Below are 19,867 nucleotides of genomic sequence, written 5' to 3' on the forward strand. Positions count from 1 at the left end.
TATAGATTATTATAATACGAAACGGATTAAGGCAAAATTAAAAATGAGCCCGGTACAATACCGGACTCACTTTTATCAAGCTGCCTAATGAAATAACCGTGTCTAACTTTTAGGGGTCACTTCAAATTCACTCTTTTTTATTTGGATTTTTAAGGAATGAAATTGATATAATGATGAGTAACAAGGGGGAGAAATGATGGGAATACATATTAGAAGAGCAATAAAGGATGATATACCAGGTATAGCAAAGGTGCATGTTGATAGTTGGAAAACAACGTATAAAGGGATATTTGCTGACGAAATTCTAGATAATATAGCATATGAGAAACGAGAAAAACAATGGGAAGATATTTTTCAACAAGAAGGTAATCATCAATTTAGATTTGTAGCAGAGAATTTAAATGGAGACATAGTTGGATTCATCGATGGGGGAGTAGAAAGAACTGGTACATATAATTGTGATGGAGAATTATATGCAATCTACCTTTTACAAGAGTATCAAGGAATGAAAATAGGACAAAAGTTATTTCAAGCTTTATTATCGGATTGTATAAACAATGATATGCAATCACTTTTAGTTTGGGTTGTTACGAATAATCCTTCTAAAAAGTTTTATGAAAAATTTAACCCTGAAAAAATTGATACGAAATTTTTAGAGAGAGTAAGGGTAGAAGAAACAGCGTATTGTTGGAGAGATTTGAATTTGTTATACAAACAGTTATATAGATTTACTTAAATAATATTATTATGTAAACTTTATGTTTGAAAGAGGTATACCAATTAAGGTATACCTCTTTTGTTTAACCATTTTGGATAGATTACTAATGAAAAATAGTAAGTATGTAGTTTGAAACTGAGTATTTTTTTCGTGTATTTTTAACTAGATTAAAGAAAAGAGAGAAAACAAGAAAAATTAAATCAGATAAAAAAATTCTGAAATATACTCTTGAATTGAATATCATTATCAATTAGAATCATAATTGATAACGACATTCAATTATCGTTTATTATATGAAATTTCGATAGCTTTAATATAAAGAGGAGGACCAGTATGCAGCATGCGAAACAAATCGCAGAACATGCAACATTACAAAGCTTTTTAAACTGTTATTTAAGAGAAACGGGGAGTGGAGAATGGATTACAGAGGATGAAAGAATGAAGAGTATCTTCAGTAATACGTTGAATAGAGATACAGTCCCCACATATTTATGTTGTCGGCTATCGGCACAGAACGTTACTTTGTATGGAGAAGTTATATATAAATCATCAACAGATCGTCATTTGTTTGGAGAACAATTGTATTATCAAATTGGAGATAGTAATTCTGTTATTAAAGCAGATTACGTTACAGTTATTACATTTTTAATAAAAGAGATGTCTATCAACTACGGAGAAGGAACGAATCCTGCGGAACTTATGCTTCGAGTTATCTGTAGTTGTCAAAATATTGAGGAATTTACAAAAGAGAGAATAGAAGATACATCCGCATTATACGGTTTCCATACAACTTTTATAGAAGCGGAGCAGTCTTTATTATTTGGGCATTTAACTCATCCTACACCAAAGAGTAGACAGGGGATATTAGATTGGAAAAGTGAAATGTATTCTCCAGAATTAAAAGGAGAATGTCAGCTTCATTATTTTCGGGCCCATAAAAGTATAGTAAATGAAAAATCATTATTATCAGATTCTACAACAACGATTATAAAAGAAGAATTAAGTAATGATGAGATGGTTAGTAAGGAATTTATAGCGAAGTACTGTAAGGAAGATCAATATGCATTAATTCCAATTCATCCGCTTCAGGCAGAATGGCTCTTGCATCAAGCTTACGTACAAGATTGGATAGTTCAAGAATTGCTTGAGTATATTGGACCTGTAGGTAAGTATTATATGGCAACATCATCACTAAGGACACTGTATCATCCCGATTCGAAGTATATGCTTAAGTTTTCATTTCCGGTGAAAGTAACAAATTCAATGCGTATTAATAAACTGAAAGAACTTGAGAGTGGTCTTGAAGGGAAGGAAATGTTAAATACGGCTATTGGTGAAGTACGAGAAAGATTTCCAGGCTTTGATTTTATTTGTGATCCAGCCTATATTACATTAAATTATGGAACACAAGAATCTGGATTTGAAGTGATTATTCGCGAGAACCCTTTTTATAGTGAACATGCAAACGACGCAACATTAATTGCTGGGCTAGTTCAAGACGCTATACCTGGGGAGCGTACGCGGTTATCGAATATTATTCATCGCCTAGCAGATTTAGAAAGTAAAAGCTGTGAAGAAGTAAGCTTAGAGTGGTTTAGACGATATATGAATATTTCTTTAAAGCCAATGGTATGGATGTATTTACAGTATGGTGTTGCATTAGAAGCTCATCAGCAAAATAGCGTTGTTCAGCTAAAAGATGGTTATCCGGTCAAATATTATTTCCGTGATAATCAAGGATTTTATTTCTGTAATTCAATGAAAGAGATGCTTAATAATGAATTAGTTGGTATTGGAGAACGTACTGGAAATTTATATGACGACTATATTGTGGATGAGAGATTTCGTTACTACTTAATTTTCAATCATATGTTTGGCCTCATTAATGGTTTTGGCACAGCAGGATTAATTAAGGAGGAAATTCTTCTCTCGGAATTAAGGTCTGTACTTGAATCATTCCTTCCGTATAACCGGGAACCTTCAACATTTTTAAGAGAATTATTGGACGAAGATAAGTTAGCGTGTAAAGCAAATTTACTAACGAGATTTTTCGATGTCGATGAGTTAAGTAATCCATTAGAGCAAGCAATTTATGTGCAAGTACATAATCCGCTCGTTAGAGAAGTGGCTGTTCGTTCATAAATAGCGTTAAAATTTCACGTAATACAAATAATGGTATTTTGTCATAAGGTGGAGGGTTTTATGAGAGTGGACATGTATCATACGAAAGTATTGAAGGCGCTCGAATCAGAAGATTACATTTCAGTACGAAGAAGAGTGCTACGTCAATTAGTAGAATCGTTAATTTATGAGGGGATTATTACACCGGTTCGCATAGAAAAAGAAGAACAAATTCTTTTTATAATACAAGGACTTGATGAAGAAGAAAAAAGTGTCACGTACAAATGCTATGGCAGGGAACGGATGACATTTGGACGTATTTCTTTAGACTCATTAATAGTAAGAGTCCAAGATGAACAGCAAGAAATACAATCTGTCTCGCAATTTCTAGAAGAAGTTTTTCGGGTTGCTAGTGTAGAACAAGCTAAATTAGATTCTTTTATGCACGAATTAGAACAAACAATATTTAAAGACACGATTGCACAATATGAAAGAAATAATAAGAAAGAATATACTCAAAAATCTTACGATGAGTTTGAAAGCCATTTAATAGACGGCCATCCATATCACCCTAGTTATAAAGCACGTGTTGGATTTCAATATCGTGACAATTTTCAATATGGATATGAATTTATGCAGCCAATAAAACTCATTTGGATTGCAGCGCATAAGAATTATGCGACTGTAGGTTATGAGAATGAAGTGATGTATAACGACCTTTTAAAAGAGGAGATTGGCGATCATAAATTAGAAGAGTTTATGGAACGAATTCGTAATAGGGGATGTTATCCAAAACAGTACGTGTTTATACCTGTTCACCCATGGCAGTGGGTGAATTTCATCATTTCAAATTATGGGGATCATATACAGGGTAATTTTATTATTTATTTAGGAACATCAGAGGACGATTATTGCGCGCAACAGTCAATGAGAACGTTAAGAAATATTACGAGTCCAAAGAAACCGTACGTTAAATTATCGATGAATTTACTCAACACTTCAACACTCCGTACACTGAAACCATACTCTGTTGTGAGTGCACCAGCAATATCAAATTGGTTAAATGATGTTGTAAGTAATGACGCCTATTTAATGGATGAAGCACGTTTAATCTTGTTAAGCGAGTTTTCAAGTGTAACGTATGACACGAATAAGAAAGCTATATATGGTTCATTAGGATGTATTTGGCGCGAAAGCATTCATAAGTATTTAGATGCACAAGAGGATGCAATTCCTTTTAATGGTTTATACGCTAAAGAGAAAGATGGTACACCAATTATTGATGCGTGGTTGAACAAATATGGAATGAAGGATTGGCTACAATTACTTATTCAAAAAGCGATAATACCAGTTATACATCTTGTTGTAGAGCATGGTATCGCACTGGAATCACATGGACAAAATATGATTCTAGTCCATAAAGAAGGGGTGCCTGTTCGTATTGCGTTAAAGGATTTTCATGAAGGGCTTGAGTTTTATCGTCCATATTTGAAAGAAGTTGACAAATGTCCCGACTTTACTAAAATGCATAAAACATATGCGAATGGAAAAATGAATGATTTCTTTGAAATGGATCGCATCGAATGTTTGCAAGAGATGGTGTTAGATGCACTTTTCCTGTTTAATTTAGGAGAATTAGCATTCGTACTTGCGGATGAATATGGATTGAAAGAAGAACATTTTTGGATGATGGTTGTTGAAGAAATTGAAGATCATTTAAGAATATATCCACATTTGAAAGGTAGATTTGAAAATATTCAATTATATGCACCTACATTCTATGCTGAACAATTAACGAAACGTCGATTATATATGGATGTGGAATCGCTTGTTCATGAAGTTCCAAATCCATTGTATAGAGTAAGACAACTTATGAAACAAAAATCAGTTGTTACAGGGGGAAATTATGCTAATCGTTAATAAACAAGAGTATAGCAAAAGTGATTTTAATTTGAGATTACAAGTTTATGAGGAAATGGAACAATTTCAAGAAGCAGAAGGAAATAGATTTGCACTTTGTCTGAAAGATCCATTCGATATTATTACGCTTGTGTTTTTCTTAAAAGAAAAGAAATCATCAGTATTACTTATACATGAAGATACGCCAAAAGAAACGGCTATTGAAATGGCAAAGCGTGCAAATTGTGTAGGAGTTTTATATGGAGAATATGGCGATTTTACAAAATTAGAAGTAGGGAACTTTTTACTAGAAGAGCCTTCTTTATTGCAATATAGTTCGGGAACTACGGGAGAACCGAAACTGATTCGTAGAGCATGGATGGAAGTTGATACAGAAATTACTGCCTATAATGAAGCTTTAAACTGTGAAGTAGATGAAGTGCCAATCGTTATGGCTCCTGTTTCACATTCATACGGACTAATATGTGGTACGTTATCAGCAATTACGAGGGGGAGCAAGCCTGTAATCATTACGAACAAAAATCCTAAATTCGCATTAAATGTAGTTCGCAATACAGAAAAACATATTATATATGCAGTACCACTTATGTTACACATTATGGGGAGTTTTCCATTAGGAACGTTTCAGTTTCATAAAATTATGACATCAGGATCGCCTTTGCCAGAAGCACTATTTTATAAACTAAAAGAAATGACAACATATATGATGCAGCAATACGGTTGTTCTGAAGCAGGTTGTATTAGTATATGTCATGATATGAAGAGCCATTTAGATTTAGGAAACCCTCTACCTCATGCGAGTATAAGCATAGGTTCAGATGAAAATGCACCGGAAGAAATCGTCGTGAAAATGAATGATAAGGAAATTTTCACGAAAGATTTAGGGTATAAATCTGAGCGTGGCATTCATTTTATGGGGCGTATGGACGATGTAATTAATGTTTCAGGATTAAAAGTCTTTCCTATAGAGGTAGAAGAAACGATGCTTCGATTGGAAGGTGTGCAAGAGGCAATTGTATATCGAGGGAAACATCCTGTCATGGGCGAAATAGTTAAAGCGAAAGTGATATCTCATGTTGATCCAGTACAAATAAGAGAATGGTGTATTCAGCACTTACCTTCTTATAAAGTTCCGCATGAAATTGAAAGTGTAAATGAAATTCCTAAAAATAAAACTGGAAAAGTAAGTAGAAAGTTACTAGAGATGGGAGAGGTTACAACATGAGACGGGAAGCGTTAAAGAATGCCGTGTTAAAAATTATGATAGAAAAAATGGAACTGAAAAATGTAACGCATTTAGAAGAAACGATGCGCTTAAATCAAGATTTATATATAGATTCGGTAATGATGTTACAGCTTATTGTATACATAGAAATGGATGTAAAGCTATGCGTTCCAGAGGATGAGGTAGATCCAAAGGCATTTCTTACTGTAGGATCTTTGCTTGATTTTATGGAAGAGTTAGAGCCGTTACAGGAAGTAAATGTGAATAACTAACCTTTAGGAAAGTGGATGAGAGTATGACTTCAATTAAAGTGCACTGTTTAGTGAGTTGTTTTTGTGAAATTATAAAAAGGCGTAGCGACATTGATTTTCGTCCATTTTATTTTGGACTATGGGATGGAGATTTTGATATAACAGAAGGCGGAATTATTTCATATCACTCTGAAAACATTAACCATGATCATTATTTACTTTGGTTTGAAAAATTGTACGGTATTAAAGTAAACGAATGGTATGATCATGCAAAAAATAAAGATAGCAATGTAGAAACGTTTTTAGAATTAGTAGAAAACAAGCCGGAAAATCGTTATGTCATTGTAATGGTTGATATGTCTCTATTACCAGAGAGGGAAAATAAATTTCATCAAAAACCGTTTCCACATTATTTAATGATATCAAAAACAGAGAAAGAAGAAGAGTGGTTCATGCTAGATCCTGATTTTCGTTGGGAAGGAAATATGGAAAGAGAAAAAGTACTTCACTCTATTCAAGATAACCCATTTGGTGGAGGGTATTTCATTGATATAGAAGGAATTGGGGAGCCAACGCAAGAAACAGTAGCTAGTTATTTCACAGAAACATTCAAAAAGAACGACAATGAACTGACTATGGAACTGAAAAATTTAATTGTAAAAATGGCAAATGAGGAAGAAGGATATGCGCTTTCTGGACTTGTAGCAGCAGTAAAACAAATACCAGTACTTGCAATTCGTAAATATAGTTATGAGCATGCCTTTGCATACTTCCGTGAAACGTTGCAATATTCGGAGCAAGAATTTGATTATTGGTGTGATCGGGTAGAGGATATTGTACAAGGATTTACAAATGTACAGTATCGTGCAATTAAAATGGCAATGACGAATAATAAAGGTATGCTAGTATCGATTATTGAAAAACTGGATGAAATGAATGCAATTGAACTGCAAATTAAGAAGGAATTAGAGAGACAGTTTCTATCATGGAAAGGTATGAAAACAAATCAATCTGTCGCAACTCTTTAATAAGCTAACTGAATTTAAGATAGGGGAGTTTAATACTATGAAATATTCGCTATGTACCATTTCATTTCGTCATCAATTAATTTCATTTACTGATATTGTTCAATTTGCATATGAAAACGGTTTTGAAGGAATTGAATTATGGGGGACGCATGCACAAAATTTGTACATGCAAGAACGAGAAACGACAGAACGAGAATTGAATTTTCTAAAGGATAAAAACTTAGAAATTACGATGATAAGTGATTACTTAGATATATCATTATCAGCAGATTTTGAAAAAACGATAGAGAAAAGTGAACAACTTGTAGTACTAGCTAATTGGTTTAATACGAATAAAATTCGCACGTTTGCTGGGCAAAAAGGGAGCAAGGACTTCTCGGAACAAGAGAGAAAAGAGTATGTAAAGCGAATACGTAAGATTTGTGATGTATTTGCTCAGCACAATATGTATGTGCTGTTAGAAACACATCCCAATACACTAACGGACACATTGCCTTCTACTATAGAACTATTAGAAGAAGTAAATCATCCGAATTTAAAAATAAATCTTGATTTTCTTCATATATGGGAGTCTGGCGCAAATCCAATAGACAGTTTCCATCGATTAAAGCCGTGGACACTACATTACCATTTTAAGAATATATCTTCAGCGGATTATTTGCATGTATTTGAACCTAACAATGTATATGCAGCAGCAGGAAGTCGTATTGGTATGGTTCCGTTATTTGAAGGTATTGTAAATTATGATGAGATTATTCAGGAAGTGAGAGGTACGGATCTTTTTGCTTCCTTAGAATGGTTTGGACATAATTCAAAAGAGATATTAAAAGAAGAAATGAAAGTATTAATAAATAGAAAATTAGAAGTAGTAACTTCGTAATGTGAAATGATGTGAGAGTCTCGTTTAGAGGCTCTTTTTTTTATGGTAAAAAATAACCAAAAATTTCCATGTATTTTAATTTGAATTTAACACAATTTATATATAAATAAGGAGGTGATTGGTAATGGCTAGAAATCGTAATTCTAATCAATTAGCATCACATGGAGCACAAGCAGCTTTAGATCAAATGAAGTATGAAATTGCACAAGAGTTCGGTGTACAACTTGGAGCTGATACTTCTTCACGTGCAAACGGTTCTGTAGGCGGTGAAATCACAAAACGCCTAGTAGCGATGGCAGAACAACAGCTTGGTGGCGGATATACTCGCTAAATGTAGAAGGTTATAGGAGAAAGGAAGGATTCTTCCTTTCTTTTTTTTTCAATTAATTGGTATGAATATATTGCGAACAGAATTCAAAGAATAAAAGTAATACTATATTTTACCCAATTTCTTTTGTTGTGAATGGGAAGTATTAAAGATGTAATAGCCCTGGTGGAATGAAAATTATGTTCCAGCAGGGCTATTATATGGTAAGAAATATATGATGAAAGGTTCCGAAATCAACATGTTAAAAAAAGAAAACTGTTGTTTAATTGCGCTTGCATCAGTTCCACTTGTCATGACATTAGGGAATTCAATGCTCATTCCAATCTTGCCGACAATTGAAAAGAAATTACATATTTCATCGTTTCAAGTATCCATGATTATTACAATTTACTCTATCGTAGCCATTTTACTTATACCGATTGCTGGTTATTTATCAGATAGATGGGGACGAAAGATGGTAATGGTTCCGAGTTTGCTGATTGCGGCTATAGGAGGAGCGATAACTGGTTGGGTATCTTGGAAAGTTGATAATCCCTACACTTGGATATTAATCGGTAGAGCGATTCAAGGTATTGGTGCTGCTGGGGCAATGCCGGTTGTTATACCGTGTGTTGGTGATTTATACAAAGACGAAAAACAAGTTAGTACAGGCTTGGGAATTATTGAGACATCCAATACATTTGGAAAAGTGCTGAGCCCTATTTTAGGATCTGCTCTTGCTGCCATTGTATGGTTCTTACCATTTTGGGCGATTCCAGTTTTATGTGTCATATCAATTGTTTTGTTACTTGTTCTAGTAAAGGCAAAGAAACAAGAAGGAGAAGTACCACCACTTAAAGAGTTTATAAAATCTATTCTGTCTACGTTTCGAGAAAAAGGAAGATGGTTAATTGCCATTTTTGCATTAGGTGCAATTATTATGCTTATTTTATTCGGAATTCTCTTTTATTTGTCGACTATACTGGAATCAAAGTATGACATTCATGGTATATGGAAAGGGTGTGTGCTTGCTATCCCGTTACTTGTACTGTCACTTAGTTCCTATATGGCCGGTAAAAAAATTGGAGATAATCAAAATGTTATGAAGAAGTGTATTTATATTGGTTTTTTAATGGCATCTGCATCAGTCATCATTCCTTTATTTATAAAAGGGATTTATTTACTACTTCTTTGTCTCGTTATTATGGGGATAGGGATTGGTATGGCACTCCCATGTTTAGATGCCCTCATTACACAAGGAATTGAAAAGGAGCAAAGGGGAACGGTTACGTCATTTTATAGTTCAATGCGATTTATCGGTGTAGCAACTGGACCACCTTTATATTCTTTTTTCATGAAAGGGGCGGACCATGAAGTGTTTTATTTGACAAGTATTTTCGCTGCCATTGGTGCTGTCATAGCAATCATTTGGATTAAACCAGCAAAGGATGCAAAGACGGTAAAACAGAAACCGGAACCTACTTCATAATTTGTAAGAGAATTGCATGATGTTTTGAGTAACATGCAATTCTCTTTCGTTCATTAAGAATAAATAACTTGTTTTAGCATATAAAGCGCGACACCCCATATGATGAGACCAGAAAATTTATTTAATAATAAAATTGTCTTTCCGGTTGAGTCTAGTCTTTTTAGAAATTTCCCCGCTAACGCTAAGCTTATAAACCAAATCCAAGAAACGATAATAGTTGCAAGTGTGAAAGCCCATTTTTCACTTCCTATGTATTGAATAGAATTTGTTCCAATTACACCGATTGTGTCTAAAATAGCATGTGGATTTAATAACGAAACGGATGCTGCGAAAAGGATTTGCTTTTTTAAGGGCATACTTTTTTCTTGTTTTACATCGTTGGAAGGGTTACTTCTCCAAATAACAAAGCCCATGTATAGAAGAAAGAAAAATCCAATTATATATAACGAGTTAGTTAGCCAAGAAAAAGTAAGGAGTACAAGGGAGACACCTTGCACTGCAATCAATATGAGTAACGTATCACATATAGAGGCAGTTAATATTACGGGGGCTACCCTCCAAATGTTTGGTTGGCTCGCACCTTGGTTAAAGACAAAAACATTTTGTACACCTAATGGAATGATAAGTCCAAATGCAAGAATGATACCATGAATAATTGCTTCACTCATCATATTACCTCCTATTTTAATTCATTATGATAGTGTATATTGTATAGAAGAAATGAAAATTTGTATCCATCCATATGGTTGGGGAGGTTACCAACCAAAAAGAATATAAGGTGATATAATGGAAAGATTCGTTTGGAAACCGAATATGTCTCTAGCGACTCCTCTGTATAAACAAATAGAAACGTATATAAAAGAAAGGATCGTTAATGGAGAATGGACCGTTGGAACGAAATTACCTTCACAAAGAGATTTGGCACATACATTTGGTGTGAATCGAAGCACAATTGTAATGGCTTTCGATGAACTAGTTGCGAAGGGATACATTGAAGGGAATGGCAGGAAAGGAACAATTGTTGTAAATAATAATGAGAATGCTTCAACTTACGCACCCCCGCCTAATTGGCAGTCTTATGTAGAAACAGGACTTCATTATCCGAATCTCCCAGCTATTCAGGAGATTAATCAAGCTGAATTTTATCCACATGTAATTCGATTAGGAACAGGTGAGCTCGCGCCGAGTCTCTTACCTGAGAAAAAGATGAAAGAAATTATGAATAAGCTTTTAAAGTCAAATGTGACGCTTGGGTATGAAGAGCCGAAAGGAAATTTTTATTTAAGGGAAAAGATTTCCGAATACTTAAAGGGGCATGGTGTATATGTATCTCCTGACTCTATATTAATTGTTTCAGGAGCAATTCAAGCGCTGCAACTTATCTCTATGGGGCTGCTTCCAAAAGGGGCATCCATCTTATTAGAAAAACCATCCTATTTATATTCGCTTAATGTTTTTCAATCCGCAGGAATGCGTTTCATTGGAATACCAATGGATGAGAACGGTTTAAATACATCATATATTACAAAATATAAGAAGCAATTTAATGCATCTATTTTATATACAATCCCGTCTTTTCATAATCCAACGAACTTTAGTATGAATGCGAAGAAACGAATAGAAGTGATGGAAATATGTAATGAAATTGGATTACCTATTATAGAGGACGCAGTGTATCAAGACTTATGGGTTGATGCACCTTGTTCGAAACCTTTAAAAGCCTATGATAAAAATGGAATCGTACTACATATTGGAAGCATGTCCAAAGTAATTAGTCCAGGGTTAAGAATTGGATGGATTGTTGGACCTGAGCCAGTAATTCAAAGATTGTCAGACATAAAAATGCAAACAGATTATGGTTCAAGCACTATATCCCAGCAAATTGCAGCGGAGTGGTTTACAAATGGTCTATATGATGAGCATTTGCGCTTTGTAAGAAGTGAATTGAAAAAACGAAGAGATTTTATGTTACTAATGTTAGATAAATATCTTCGTGAAATAGCAACTTGGCATGAACCAACAGGGGGATTTTATATATGGGTACATATAAAAGTACCCATTTCATATCGCAGTTTATTTGATAAAGCTCTGCAAGAAAAGGTTTTATTAAACCCAGGTACTTTATATGATAGAAGTGCAAATCAATTTTTGCGCCTATCGTATTCATACGCAACGTTAGAAGAAATTGAAATAGGTATAAAAAAACTTGCACAACTAATGAAAAAGTAAGAGGAGAAAGTAATGAAACAATATGTAATTTGCCAAATGATCAATGGAGAAAAATATTTAGCTGCTTATGCGGAGACGAAGCAAGAAGCGATTGAAAAAGCAGAACTGTTAGGATTAAGAACGGGAAATCGTTACATAGTTATTACTGCAGAGGAAGCCGAAGGGTTAACGTATCCTTAAACAATGTACGAGATTATATAATAATAAATAAGCCTAGTAATATAAGAAATTACTAGGCTTATTTATTATTAAGTTGTTAAACGTTCTCGTATTTATATGCAAAGTAATAATATTATGAGTCAAGTTGACGAAAAAATCGATTTGTCTTTCGGTCTTGATTTCCTTTTCTATATTCATCAATATATTGCCTAAAGTTCCAAGCTTGTAAAAATTTATTAGCAGAGTTATAACCAGAATTGTAAAGCCATTCTTTTTCTTCCTTCGTCAGTTCAAAATTAGTACTTGTAATCGTTCCTGTTGGAATTGTAATCGTTCTTGCTTTTGATTCCTTATCTAAATGACGTAAATCATGAGCTTGCATCATTGTTTTAAATAGTCCTTTGAACATAGAAATAGGCTCGTTATAGTGAGCAGGGTCAGCTTGAATCTCATCTTTTACAAAATGAAATCCGAAAGTCGGCCAGCGAGGAGTGGTAGGTGAATCGAAGATCCAAATTGGATAATTACTTAGAATTCCTCCATCAACCATATAACAAGGCTGCTTCCATTTTGGAGTTCTCCATTTTACGGGTTCAAAGAAGAAGGGGATTGTACTACTCATTCTTACCGCTTTAGCGATAGAGAAGCGATAATTTAAAAATCCGTAGTTTGGTAAGTCGTCAGGAAAGACAACCATTTTACCATTACTAATATCAGAAGCGATGATTTTGAGTTTGTTTAGATCCGGTAAATCAGTAAATAAATGAACACCTTTTTTTCGAAGTAATTCTTCAATCCATTCTTCTATAAATACATTAGAGTATATACCTAGAGTAGTCCATGCACTTAGTCCTTTTCCGATAAAGGGGATTTTGTCAATAAAGGTTTTCTTCGTAAATTTGTTATAATCGATATCAGTTATAATGGTTTTTAGCTCTGAACAAGAATATCCTGCAGCTAAAAGTGCCGCGATAATTGCACCAGCTGATGTTCCAGCTACACGTTCCCATTCATAACCTTTTTCGGCTAATGCGCAAATCGCTCCAACATGTGCAATACCGCGTACACCGCCTCCTTCAAAAACACCATCGATCTTCATTAAACATACTTCCTTTCAAATAAAAGATTTGGAAATGGCAAAAAAGCACGTAGTGTACGTGCTTTTTTACAATGGTTTTTAAGTTTACTAGCAGCCTACAAAGCCGCCCCAACAGCTAGCTCCGATGATGATTAGAAGGATAAATAAAACGATTAATAAAGCGAAACCTCCGTAACCACAACCACCACAGCTACCGCCGTAACCGTAACCGCCGCAACTATATCCGTAACCCATGTGGAATTCCTCCTTATATTAAAAATAAAAATGAACGAGGGGAAAATGTACTGGAAGAACTAAAGAACTATCGTGTTTGTAGGAACAATGTATAGTATGCTTTTTTAAACTTGTTCGCGTACGAAGGATAAGCCCGTTTTTTGGAGGCTTGTTGATTTTGTAAAGAATGAAGTATAATCTTTGTACTATGATATAAATAAGTATGTAAATGTAAGGAGAATTTATGAATAAAAAAATTGAAGTATTAATTGATAAATATGAACTAACACACTTGAAAGATGAACTTATTAATACTGTATTTCCTTGTATAAAAGTTGTGCCAAAGCAGCAGGAAACTGTTGCGATAGGTAGTTCGAAAATGGGAGGAGTTCCTGATTTACCAGCTTTATTTGAATATCCAAAGCATAAAGGAAATCCACTACAATTTATCGCGCAATTTAACTTAAGTGATTTACAAAACGTTGGTATGAATCACAATCTTCCTAAGACGGGGATGCTGTATTTCTTTTGCATTGAAAATTATTTTGAAGAAAATGTGAAGCTAACAGAGGCTGGGCGTGTACTTTATTATGATGTTCCTGTAGAGCAATTACGAAGAGGAAATGAAGTACAAGCGAAATATAACCAGTGTACAATTACTTTTGAACTGACATACAAATTACCAGAACTTTTCATTGAAGATGAGGCTGATTCAGATCGTTTCTTGCAATTACTTGAAGAGCTAATTCCGGATAACTACGATAACCATCAAATTTTTGGTGAGCCATTCTCTGTACAAGAGGAAGTGTTATATGAGACAGGAGAATATATGGGAGTAGACCCGCAACAAATGACTCTTTTATTCCAAATTGATTCAGATCATAAAAATTGTAATATGGTTTGGGGAGAACTAGGGATGCTATATTTCTGTATTAGTAATGAAGATTTGAAAAATCAACGTTTTGAAAATACATGCTGTGTATTACAAACATGCTAATGAAAAAAGGTTGTTCTTTTAAAAAGAACAACCTTTTTATGTGAATTAGTTAATATGCATAATCTCATATGACCTATACGAAAAAGTATTGTATACTCTGAAACTATACGATACTTTTTCGTATAGTTATAGAATATAAGGAGTGACAAGATGGGAAAGACAAGTAAGTATGTGACAGCTGCCGCACTTTGTTCAACTATAGTAATGGGAGGCTTGCAAGCGTCATCTGTATCTTATGCAGCTACAAATCCGACTACAGTGACAGCACAATCAGATGTAAAGTTATTAGATGATTTCAGAAAAGAATTAAAAAAACAGATTGATAATCGAGAAGAAAATATTACAATCACATATAAAACAAAAGATAGAAATGCTAGAAATATTATGGATCAATTGTATGGTGAGTTTAATAAAATTGTAGATGCTGATGAGTATGTAAAATATAATGTAGCGTCTACTAGATATTCTATTAAAGGAATGCCAGGGGACTATACGTTTACACTGCAAGTAAAATACCGTGAATCAAAAGAACAAACTCAATATGTAAAAGCTCAGGCGAAATCAATTGTTGGATCAATTGTAAAACCAGGGATGGATGAGCATGAGAAAGTAAAAGCTATTCACGATTACGTTGTTAAGCATGTGTCTTATGATACGTCTTATCAAGCGTATACAGCATATGAAGCATTAGCGAATCGTTCTGCCGTTTGCCAAGGATATACATTATTAACGTATGAGTTGTTAAAAGAGGCAGGTATTCAAAACCATATTGTAACAGGCACAGGAAACGGACAAGCTCACGCGTGGAATTTAGTGAACATTGAAAACAAATGGTATCACCTAGATACTACATTTGATGATCCAGTACCAGATAAAGCAGGGCGTGTAACTTACTCATATTTTAACATGTCTGACGAACAGTTAAGTAAAGATCACGACTGGGATCGTAGTAAATATCCAGCAGCAACTACAAGTTATTTTGGTGAATTAACAAACAAAATAAAAGCTGGTAGCTCAAAAACGGTCGTATATGAGCAGATGTTAAAAGAAACAAATTTACAATACTTATCTGCAGAATACGGAGCAGAAAATTATAATGAATTTAAGCAAAAGTTGCAGCAACAGTTTGCAGCCAAACCAGAAAAAGTAGAAGTGCGATATAAGCAGTCCATGGATGGGACGATGCAAGATATAAAGAAAGTATTAAATGAAATAAATTGGCCAAAAGGTGCAAAGCGTGTGTCTTATCAAGTAGCGCCTTATAGTGCATTGGCTGGTTATTCATTGGCGACAATTTCATTTACGTATTAAGCGATGAGAAAGAGCATCTGTAAAAGATGCTCTTTTTATATTTGTTGATCACTTTAAAATATTGGGAATTATGTGATAAAATAAAAAGGAGAGGATGTGAATGCTGAATGAACTTGTTCGAAAGTAATATTTTCACATTGATATATACTTGTTTAGTAATCGGACTTATCGTTTTGTTTTTCATATCATTTACTTTGTTTATTAGAAGAGTATTACAAAGCAGCGTTGCAAAGAAACACCACGTGATTAATATGAACCAGAAGCTAGATCGAATTATTGAATTGCTTGAAAAAGATAAGAAATAGCGATAGAAGAAGTATGAAAAGGGGAAGAGAATGGCGAATTATATAAAAGAATTACGTGAAAAAGTAGGGCATGATTATGTTTTCTTAAACTTTGCCGGTGGTTGTGTATTTAATAAAGAAGGGGAAGTATTACTGCAAAAAAGAGGAGACTTTAACGCTTGGGGCTTTCCAGGTGGCGCAATGGAGATAGGAGAATCGGCTGCGGAAACTGCAATCCGAGAATTAAAAGAAGAAACCGGGTATGATGTAGAAATAAATGAGCTTATTGGAGTGTATACAAAATATTTTCAATCATATCCAAATGGAGACAAGGCACAGTCAATTACGATGTTCTTTTCATTCTCAATAGTTGGAGGCGACAAAAAAGTAGATGGTGATGAAACGTTGGATTTGAAGTTTTTCCCGTTAGACGACATGCCACCGTTATTTTGTAAACAGCATGAAGATTGCCTGCAAGATTTATTGGAGAAAAGAGTAGGGGTATATCGTTAACATATAAAAAAGAAGCTAAATGAGATTAGCTTCTTTTTTATGTTTTATTTATTTCCACCAATCATCAAACATTGACGCTGGTACTTGTCTTTTATGCTCACTCACTGTGTAACGTTTTTCAATTTTCTCTGCAACGTCAGCTGGAACTGCTTTACCTTCTAAATAATCATCTAATTGATCATAAGTAATACCTAACTCTGTTTCGTCAGCTTGACCTGGTTTTTCATCTAATAAATCAGCTGTTGGCATTTTTAAGTAAAGTCGCTCGTCTGCACCTAACTCTTGTAATAATGCACGTCCTTGGCGCTTCGTTAATCCCGTTAATGGTAATAAATCTGCACCACCATCTCCGAATTTTGTAAAGAACCCTGTTACAGCTTCTGCAGCGTGATCTGTTCCGATAACAAGTAGCCCTTTTTGTCCACCAATTGCATATTGAGTAACCATACGGATACGTGCTTTCACGTTACCTTTATTGAAATCTGTTAATGATTCACCCAATAAGTTTTCATATTGATTTGAAAAAGCATCAACAGTTGAAGCAATATCAAATGCAACAGATTGATCTGCTTGAATGAATTGTAATGCTAATTGTGCATCATCTTCATCTTTTTGTACTTTATAAGGAAGACGTACGGCGATAAACGTTACATTACCACCTTCGTTACGAATTTCTTCAACTGCAAGTTGTGCTAAGCGTCCTGCTAAAGTAGAGTCTTGGCCGCCGCTAATACCAAGTACAAATCCTTTTGCGCCTGTTTTTTTTACATAATCTTTTAAGAAATCAACTCGTTTACGAATTTCAACTTTTGGATCAATTACAGGCTGAACATGTAATGCTTTCATAATCTGTTCTTGTAATGTCATTATGTTTTCCTCCTATTCATATTAAAGCGGTAAATAAGTTTATATGTATAATGGTACATACTTCTATCCTTTATTATTTCGCAAAACTAACGAATATACAATAGGATGTGTGTATGAATATGAATGTAGTCATTATAAATAAAGTACTACGTATAAGCAATTTTTTAAACCTTTCAAAACTGTAAGGTTTTTGTCATTTGAATCGATGGAAGGTATTTCCGTACTTTACTAATATAAAAACATAGTTAGTAGAAAGAAGGGCGGAGAAGTAATATGAACATTAGAGAACTCGCATATCGGAATGTAACGCGAAATAGACGGACATACTCAGCCTATTTTTTGAGTAGTGCATTTGCTATTATGGCCTTTTTTGTGTATTCATTTTTTGCGTTTCATCCGGCATTAAGTGCAGGAGAATTGGGTCAGTACGTATTCGTAAGTATGTCTTTTGCACAGTCTATTATTTACTTATTTACATTCTTCTTTATTTTATATTCGATGGGAATGTTTTTAAAAACGAGAAAGCGTGAGCTAGGAATTTTAATGATGCTAGGTATGACGAAATATCAATTAAAGCGTCTTATCTTTTTTGAAAATATTATGATTGGAATAGGGGCAATTATTTTTGGTATTCTTTCAGGTATGTTATTTTCAGGGGTATTACTATTTGTCGCCCCGATGATATTAAAACTAGATATCTCCTTATCCTATTACATACCGATGAAAGCAATTGTTGTAACAAGTATTATGTTTTTCATATTATTTATGATCATATCATTGTTTAGTGCAGGAATGATTCGTAAAAATAAAATTATGAAGTTGTTTAGAGGGTCAGCAGAGGCAAAACCGGAACCGAAAGCATCAATCATTTCTTCAATATTAGCAGTAGTATTGCTTAGCGCTGGCTATGTAGGAGCTCTTCTATCGCATGGCGCAATGGTATTTATTATGATGATTCCTGTTACAACGGTAGTTATTATTGGGACGTATTTGTTGTACAAGCAGCTGAGTGTCTTTATTATTCGATTATGTAAAAAAAGTAAACGTTTCTATTGGACACAGACTAATATTATTACGTTATCAGATTTAGCGTATCGCATGAGAGATAACGCAAGAATGTTCTTTATTGTAACCATTATTTCTACTGTAGCATTTTCCGCAATAGGGACATTAGTCGGCTTCGCATCCATGACGAAAGGGATAATGGAGAGACCAATTGCGTTTCATTACCATTCTAAGCAAGGGAATAGTAACGAATCACAACATATACAAATGATTGACAAAGGATTAAAGAAACATAATATAGCAGCTTCAAAAACTAATATTTCGACAAAGAAAACGGAGGAACAGTCGTTAAGAAGCGCCACTTTTATAAAAGAATCAGATTATAAGGAATATGCAAAGTTAACAGGAGAACCATTTAATACTGTAGCAAATAAAGAGGTTGTATTTTTGTCAGCTGATATACCAGGGCCAGCGATGAAAGAAAGAAAAGAAATTACTTTACCCAATATGAATGAAAGTTTAAAGGTGAAAAAAGTTACTTCATCTTCATTGGGGAAAATATTAAGAGGAAATGTTTATGTAATCTCTAATAATCAATATGATTCATTACAAGATGGATTTATAGAGACAAAAGATTATATGTATAAAACTGAAAGAACGAAAGATGAGATTGAAATTGGTAAAGAGCTTACTCATCAAATTAAACCGTATCAAGAACAGTCAACGTTTAGTGCGGAAGAGTACGAACAAAACCAAAGTTTACAAATTGCAGGACCGATTTTATTTGTAGGTTTCTTTATTGGTATAGTATTTTTCGTTTGCGCAGGAAGTTTCCTTTACTTCCGTTTATTCTCCGATTTGGAGGATGATGTTCGCTTGTTCGAAATGATTCGAAAAGTTGGATTGACGAGTGGGGAATTATCGAAGGTAGTTACAATTCGATTGGCGCTTTTATTCTTCGTTCCAATTGGTGTTGCAACATTACATGGGGCAGTAGCCTTAACTGCGTTAGGGCAAATGTTTGAGTACTCATTGTTTAAAGAAAATACAGTTGTATTAAGTATTTTCATAGGTATTCAAATTGTATACTTCTTATTTATAAGATCCCGTTATGTAAAACAATTGAAAGAGAGATTACGTATGCATTAAATGTGTTTTTTTAACTCGAGTACAAAATTTTCTAAAAAGAGGCAAGTATTGCCAAAAAGTGATAAAATGGAAAAAGCGAGGTGGAAAAATTAATATAGAGTA

21 protein-coding genes are annotated in these 19,867 nt (G+C 34.2%); 17 read left to right on the forward strand and 4 right to left on the reverse strand.

Annotated features, from left to right (window positions below; all coding sequences use genetic code 11):
• The 10 genes from H6481_RS24885 to H6481_RS24930 form a co-directional block, all read left to right on the forward strand.
• On the forward strand, nucleotides 1-88 hold an 88-nt coding region (locus H6481_RS24885; protein ID WP_139358419.1), incomplete at its 5' end, for an IS3 family transposase.
• A gap of 105 nt (nucleotides 89-193) precedes the next feature.
• Nucleotides 194-736: a GNAT family N-acetyltransferase gene (locus H6481_RS24890; protein ID WP_003270281.1), complete on the forward strand. Its 543-nt coding sequence runs from the start codon at nucleotides 194-196 to the stop codon at nucleotides 734-736.
• A 315-nt stretch (nucleotides 737-1,051) separates the two neighbouring features.
• Nucleotides 1,052-2,860, forward strand: a complete 1,809-nt coding sequence (locus H6481_RS24895) for an IucA/IucC family protein (RefSeq protein ID WP_001163357.1) — start codon at nucleotides 1,052-1,054, stop codon at nucleotides 2,858-2,860.
• 60 nt (nucleotides 2,861-2,920) lie between these two features.
• On the forward strand, nucleotides 2,921-4,759 hold the full coding sequence (locus tag H6481_RS24900) for an IucA/IucC family protein (protein ID WP_001261823.1): 1,839 nt from the start codon (nucleotides 2,921-2,923) through the stop codon (nucleotides 4,757-4,759).
• Nucleotides 4,746-5,984 (forward strand): AMP-binding protein, encoded by a 1,239-nt coding sequence (locus tag H6481_RS24905; RefSeq protein ID WP_023521730.1) that lies wholly within the window; start codon nucleotides 4,746-4,748, stop codon nucleotides 5,982-5,984. Before H6481_RS24900 ends, H6481_RS24905 begins: the two co-directional genes overlap by 14 nt.
• Nucleotides 5,981-6,256 carry a petrobactin biosynthesis protein AsbD gene (gene asbD / locus H6481_RS24910; protein WP_001250560.1) on the forward strand — a complete coding sequence of 92 codons (276 nt, stop codon included), beginning with the start codon at nucleotides 5,981-5,983 and terminating at the stop codon, nucleotides 6,254-6,256. The genes H6481_RS24905 and asbD overlap by 4 nt, the downstream gene beginning before the upstream one ends.
• A gap of 23 nt (nucleotides 6,257-6,279) precedes the next feature.
• Nucleotides 6,280-7,263 carry a DUF6005 family protein gene (locus H6481_RS24915; protein ID WP_141552648.1) on the forward strand — a complete coding sequence of 328 codons (984 nt, stop codon included), beginning with the start codon at nucleotides 6,280-6,282 and terminating at the stop codon, nucleotides 7,261-7,263.
• Nucleotides 7,264-7,300: 37 nt separating this feature from the next.
• Entirely contained in the window at nucleotides 7,301-8,143 is an 843-nt protein-coding gene (locus tag H6481_RS24920; protein ID WP_000877684.1) for a sugar phosphate isomerase/epimerase family protein, read from the forward strand.
• Nucleotides 8,144-8,267: 124 nt separating this feature from the next.
• The gene (locus H6481_RS24925; RefSeq protein ID WP_000113545.1) at nucleotides 8,268-8,474 is read left to right on the forward strand and encodes an alpha/beta-type small acid-soluble spore protein; all 207 of its coding nucleotides are present in this window, start codon (nucleotides 8,268-8,270) and stop codon (nucleotides 8,472-8,474) included.
• A gap of 235 nt (nucleotides 8,475-8,709) precedes the next feature.
• On the forward strand, nucleotides 8,710-9,939 hold the full coding sequence (locus tag H6481_RS24930) for an MFS transporter (protein WP_182813474.1): 1,230 nt from the start codon (nucleotides 8,710-8,712) through the stop codon (nucleotides 9,937-9,939).
• A 53-nt stretch (nucleotides 9,940-9,992) separates the two neighbouring features.
• Here the strand turns inward: H6481_RS24930 and H6481_RS24935 are convergent, their stop codons facing one another.
• Nucleotides 9,993-10,607: a LysE/ArgO family amino acid transporter gene (locus tag H6481_RS24935; RefSeq protein ID WP_001287319.1), complete on the reverse strand. Its 615-nt coding sequence runs from the start codon at nucleotides 10,605-10,607 to the stop codon at nucleotides 9,993-9,995.
• Between the two features lie 118 nt (nucleotides 10,608-10,725).
• Between H6481_RS24935 and H6481_RS24940 the strand changes: the two genes are divergently transcribed.
• Together H6481_RS24940 and H6481_RS24945 are read left to right on the forward strand one after the other, a co-directional pair.
• On the forward strand, nucleotides 10,726-12,168 hold the full coding sequence (locus H6481_RS24940; RefSeq protein ID WP_063547093.1) for a PLP-dependent aminotransferase family protein: 1,443 nt from the start codon (nucleotides 10,726-10,728) through the stop codon (nucleotides 12,166-12,168).
• Between the two features lie 12 nt (nucleotides 12,169-12,180).
• Nucleotides 12,181-12,348: a DUF3933 family protein gene (locus tag H6481_RS24945; protein ID WP_000816389.1), complete on the forward strand. Its 168-nt coding sequence runs from the start codon at nucleotides 12,181-12,183 to the stop codon at nucleotides 12,346-12,348.
• 112 nt (nucleotides 12,349-12,460) lie between these two features.
• Here H6481_RS24945 and H6481_RS24950 read toward each other — a convergent pair whose 3' ends face one another.
• Together H6481_RS24950 and H6481_RS24955 are read right to left on the reverse strand one after the other, a co-directional pair.
• Nucleotides 12,461-13,426 (reverse strand): patatin-like phospholipase family protein, encoded by a 966-nt coding sequence (locus tag H6481_RS24950; RefSeq protein WP_000686790.1) that lies wholly within the window; start codon nucleotides 13,424-13,426, stop codon nucleotides 12,461-12,463.
• Nucleotides 13,427-13,513: 87 nt separating this feature from the next.
• Nucleotides 13,514-13,660: a YjcZ family sporulation protein gene (locus H6481_RS24955; protein ID WP_000540425.1), complete on the reverse strand. Its 147-nt coding sequence runs from the start codon at nucleotides 13,658-13,660 to the stop codon at nucleotides 13,514-13,516.
• 223 nt (nucleotides 13,661-13,883) lie between these two features.
• On the opposite strand from H6481_RS24955, the gene H6481_RS24960 reads away from it, so the two are divergent.
• The 4 genes from H6481_RS24960 (at nucleotide 13,884) to H6481_RS24975 (ending at nucleotide 16,744) form a co-directional block, all read left to right on the forward strand.
• The gene (locus H6481_RS24960) at nucleotides 13,884-14,636 is read left to right on the forward strand and encodes a YwqG family protein (RefSeq protein WP_182813457.1); all 753 of its coding nucleotides are present in this window, start codon (nucleotides 13,884-13,886) and stop codon (nucleotides 14,634-14,636) included.
• 150 nt (nucleotides 14,637-14,786) lie between these two features.
• Nucleotides 14,787-15,947, forward strand: coding sequence for a transglutaminase domain-containing protein (locus H6481_RS24965; protein ID WP_000520861.1), 1,161 nt, complete (start codon nucleotides 14,787-14,789; stop codon nucleotides 15,945-15,947).
• Nucleotides 15,948-16,054: 107 nt separating this feature from the next.
• Complete coding sequence (locus tag H6481_RS24970; RefSeq protein ID WP_001048104.1) at nucleotides 16,055-16,252, forward strand: DUF4083 domain-containing protein; 198 nt, start codon at nucleotides 16,055-16,057, stop codon at nucleotides 16,250-16,252.
• Between the two features lie 30 nt (nucleotides 16,253-16,282).
• Nucleotides 16,283-16,744, forward strand: coding sequence for an NUDIX hydrolase (locus tag H6481_RS24975; RefSeq protein ID WP_098818260.1), 462 nt, complete (start codon nucleotides 16,283-16,285; stop codon nucleotides 16,742-16,744).
• A gap of 48 nt (nucleotides 16,745-16,792) precedes the next feature.
• Here H6481_RS24975 and nadE read toward each other — a convergent pair whose 3' ends face one another.
• Nucleotides 16,793-17,611, reverse strand: coding sequence for an ammonia-dependent NAD(+) synthetase (nadE, locus tag H6481_RS24980; protein ID WP_000174904.1), 819 nt, complete (start codon nucleotides 17,609-17,611; stop codon nucleotides 16,793-16,795).
• A 273-nt stretch (nucleotides 17,612-17,884) separates the two neighbouring features.
• Here nadE and H6481_RS24985 point away from each other — a divergent pair, with 273 nt between their 5' ends.
• Complete coding sequence (locus tag H6481_RS24985; protein WP_182813459.1) at nucleotides 17,885-19,765, forward strand: ABC transporter permease; 1,881 nt, start codon at nucleotides 17,885-17,887, stop codon at nucleotides 19,763-19,765.
• Nucleotides 19,766-19,867: the final 102 nt, after the last annotated feature.

Origin of the sequence: Bacillus sp. ME78 (assembly GCF_903970865.1) — a bacterium.
GTDB lineage: Bacteria > Bacillota > Bacilli > Bacillales > Bacillaceae_G > Bacillus_A > Bacillus_A cereus.